The following is a 2,865-nucleotide window of genomic DNA, read 5'->3' as shown; positions in this document are numbered from 1 at the left end:
CGTATCCCTAACCGTAGGCCGCCGCCATGCCATTGGCGGGCAGGAGATGACAGATGGAAGCAGTGATAACCGGGCGTACGCGCGGTGGCGCCGAATGGGTGCCGCAGTTCGTCACCGCCGTCGATGCGCAGAAGTGCATCGGTTGCGGGCGTTGCTACAAGGTGTGCCCGCGCGACGTGTTCGAGCTGGTGGAGCGCTCCGGCATGGTGGGCGAGGACGACGACCTCTACGACGAGGACGACGAGATGATGGTCATGGCCATCGCCGACGGCCTCGACTGCATCGGCTGCAAGGCCTGTTCGGCGGTCTGCCCGAAACAATGCCATACCCATCAGGCCCTGGCCGGCTGAGGAGCTGCTGACATGCCAAGACCCGACTACCACATCTTCCTCTGCCTGCAGCGCCGCGCCGAGGGGCACCCGCGCGGCAGTTGTGCTGCGAAGGGCGGCGAAGCCCTGTTCGACGCCTTCTCCCAGGCCCTGATCCGGCGCAACCTGATCGGCCGCATCGCCTTGACCGGCACCGGCTGCCTGGGGCCCTGCCAGGCCGGCGCCAATGTGCTGATCTACCCGGGCGCATTGATGTACAGCTGGGTGGAGCCGGCGGATGTCGACAGCATCCTCACGCATCTGCTCGAAGGCGAGCCCTTCGCCGACAAGCTCACCCCCGCGGAGCTCTGGTGAGGCATGGGTGAAGTGCTGTTGCTGGAGCCCGAACGGGCGTTCTTTTCCGACCGCACGCCGACCGGGCTGCGCTACCTGCTGAACAGCGCGCGCGGCCTCGAGCATCCGGCGGCGGTCGAAGCCCTGCTGCTGGAGGCCCGGCAGCGCTGGAGCGAGGAGCCGGACGCGCATGTCGGCCTGTACAAGTTCTACTTTCTCCAGGCCCGCTACGCGGAGGCCGAAGCCGCCGTATGGGAAGCCCTGCGGCGGGCCGCGGCCTGTGCCGGCTTCAGCCGCAACTACCGGCGCCTGCACCCTGCCAGCGCCGACTGGCAGACACGCCGCGGTGCCACGCGGTTGTACCTGTTCAGCCTCAAGGCGCTGGGCGTGATCCGCCTGCGCCGTGGCAAGGTGGACAACGCGCGGCGGGTGCTGGAGAAGCTGCTGGAGCTCGATCCGGGCAACGAGATCGGCGGCGAGGCGTTCCTGCAGATCGCCCGCGCCTTCGAGGAGGAAAACTGATGGCGGCATCGTTCGAAGCACGCCTGCAGGCGGCGCGGCCGCTGTTCGGCGAAATCCAGCGCGCGCTGCAGGATTGCCTGCAGCGTTCGGCCATCCGCCTGCAACTGCCCGACGAGCGTGAACCGTCGCGCAGCGAAGTGCGGGTCGACCCGTTCGATCGCAGCGAATGCTTCTACAGCGAATGGCGCAGCGCCCAGGGCGATTTCCTCGGCAGCATGCAGATCAACGGCGACGGTCAGGTCTATGCCGAGTTCGACGTGCTGCTGAAGCACCCGCACGAGCCGGCCTGGCTGGTGGAGGCGGTCGCCGCCTGGGGTTGGCCGGGGGCGCTGAAAAGCGAGTTGCGCCTGCTGCCGGCGCTCGATCATGAATGAGCTCTACGACTGGCTGCTGGCCAGCGCCGCGCAGGCGCGGACCGTCGAACATCTGTGCCTGGGGTTGAACTGGACACTGGCCGAAGTCGACGGCAACCAGGGCTTCGCCTTCAGCCCGCGCCAGGTGCCGCGCACGCTCGGCTGGTCGGGCACACTCGCCGGCCAGGGCAACGCCGCGCTGCTGCCCTGGCTGCTGTCGTGGAACAGCGCCGAAGCCGCGGTCGGCCTGGCCGTGCTCAATGCCAGCGTGAACACGGCGGCGGGCTGCCAGCGCGAGGCGCAGGCACTGCGCACGCAGGCACCGGGGCATCTGCAGGTGTTCGCACATTTCCGTCCACGGCTGGCGGGCCAGCGGGTCGTGGTGATCGGCCATTATCCCGGCCTCGAACGGCTCTGGCAGGACCAGCCCTACCAGTGCCTGGAGCGCCAGCAGCAGGAGGGCGACCTGCCCGATTGCGCCGCCGAGTACCTGCTGCCCGAGGCCGACTGGGTGTTCGTCAGCGCCAGCAGCATCGCCAACAAGACCTTGCCGCGCCTGCTCGAGCTGTCGCGCCAGGCCCAGGTGGTGCTGATGGGGCCGAGCCTGCCCTGGCTGGACGGTTGGCGGCGCTTCGGCGTGGACTACCTGGCCGGGGTTCGCGTGCTCGACCCGGACGGCGTGCGGCGGGTGATTGCCGAGGGTGGCGGTACGCGGCTGTTCGCCGGGCCGGTGGAGTATGCCTTGATGGCGCTCGGGAAATGATGGGGTCTCACGGCCGGCTGGGCTGGCGGATGCTGATCTGTCACAAGCACCCGGTCAGCGCGCGCCTGCATTTCCTCGTGCCGCAGCGCGGCGGGGTGGTCTTGCCGCAGCCCCTTCCGGCCCTCGCGGTATTCGCCGAACCGCCGATGCAGGGCGATCTGCTGGTCCATCCTGCGGGCGCTCTGCGCAGCCTGCAGCGCGACCTGGGGATCGAGAAACCGCTGGAGCTGGTGGCCGATTACCGGGTCGGCCTCGAAGTGTCGGGCGGGGTTCTGCCGGTATTCCTCGCCGCACTGGACGGGCACGATCGGTGCCGGGCGGCCATCGGAACCCACTGGATCGAACTGACGCAGAGCATCGGCATGCCCTGGCTGGACCGCGAACTGCTCAGGCGGGCCTATGAAGTGCTGATCGGGTGAAGCGTAGGCGCGTGGATCGGGCGGTCGCCTAGCCTGAATTTCCAGACATATGGACGCCACCCATCCTACTGCACCGAAAAGCATCGCCCCGAGGGCGGGCCCCCCACAAAAGCAGCCAGCAGCACCGAGCCCCCCGTGGGCGCGCC

At 68.8% G+C, this 2,865-nt stretch carries 6 protein-coding genes; all 6 read left to right on the top strand.

Annotation, left to right across the window (positions count from 1 at the left end; translation table 11 throughout):
• Positions 1-53: 53 nt before the first annotated feature.
• From fdxB to LO50_RS21995, 6 genes are read left to right on the top strand one after another with little or no spacing between them, the layout of a single operon-like run.
• Entirely contained in the window at positions 54-350 is a 297-nt protein-coding gene (gene fdxB, locus LO50_RS22020; RefSeq protein WP_011912515.1) for a ferredoxin III, nif-specific, read from the top strand.
• Between the two features lie 12 nt (positions 351-362).
• On the top strand, positions 363-683 hold the full coding sequence (locus tag LO50_RS22015) for a 2Fe-2S ferredoxin (protein ID WP_011912516.1): 321 nt from the start codon (positions 363-365) through the stop codon (positions 681-683).
• A gap of 3 nt (positions 684-686) precedes the next feature.
• A complete protein-coding gene (locus tag LO50_RS22010) occupies positions 687-1,184 on the top strand; it encodes a tetratricopeptide repeat protein (RefSeq protein ID WP_011912517.1) in 498 nt (165 codons plus the stop codon).
• Positions 1,184-1,558, top strand: a complete 375-nt coding sequence (locus tag LO50_RS22005) for a hypothetical protein (protein WP_011912518.1) — start codon at positions 1,184-1,186, stop codon at positions 1,556-1,558. Before LO50_RS22010 ends, LO50_RS22005 begins: the two co-directional genes overlap by 1 nt.
• Positions 1,551-2,300 (top strand): DUF364 domain-containing protein, encoded by a 750-nt coding sequence (locus LO50_RS22000; protein WP_011912519.1) that lies wholly within the window; start codon positions 1,551-1,553, stop codon positions 2,298-2,300. The genes LO50_RS22005 and LO50_RS22000 overlap by 8 nt, the downstream gene beginning before the upstream one ends.
• The gene (locus LO50_RS21995) at positions 2,297-2,719 is read left to right on the top strand and encodes a hypothetical protein (RefSeq protein WP_011912520.1); all 423 of its coding nucleotides are present in this window, start codon (positions 2,297-2,299) and stop codon (positions 2,717-2,719) included. Before LO50_RS22000 ends, LO50_RS21995 begins: the two co-directional genes overlap by 4 nt.
• Positions 2,720-2,865: the final 146 nt, after the last annotated feature.

The sequence above is a fragment of the Stutzerimonas stutzeri genome (assembly GCF_000935215.1).
In the GTDB taxonomy this organism is placed as follows: Bacteria; Pseudomonadota; Gammaproteobacteria; order Pseudomonadales; family Pseudomonadaceae; genus Stutzerimonas.
This window is presented reverse-complemented; position numbering and strand designations above follow the sequence as displayed.

What these genes read in the sequence shown, in the direction of transcription:
- LO50_RS22005 (WP_011912518.1), top strand. Translation starts at nt 1,184, where the DNA reads ATGGCGGCATCGTTCGAAGCACGCCTGCAGGCGGCGCGGCCGCTGTTC.
- fdxB (WP_011912515.1), top strand. Translation starts at nt 54, where the DNA reads ATGGAAGCAGTGATAACCGGGCGTACGCGCGGTGGCGCCGAATGGGTG.
- LO50_RS21995 (WP_011912520.1), top strand. Translation starts at nt 2,297, where the DNA reads ATGATGGGGTCTCACGGCCGGCTGGGCTGGCGGATGCTGATCTGTCAC.
- LO50_RS22015 (WP_011912516.1), top strand. Translation starts at nt 363, where the DNA reads ATGCCAAGACCCGACTACCACATCTTCCTCTGCCTGCAGCGCCGCGCC.
- LO50_RS22010 (WP_011912517.1), top strand. Translation starts at nt 687, where the DNA reads ATGGGTGAAGTGCTGTTGCTGGAGCCCGAACGGGCGTTCTTTTCCGAC.
- LO50_RS22000 (WP_011912519.1), top strand. Translation starts at nt 1,551, where the DNA reads ATGAATGAGCTCTACGACTGGCTGCTGGCCAGCGCCGCGCAGGCGCGG.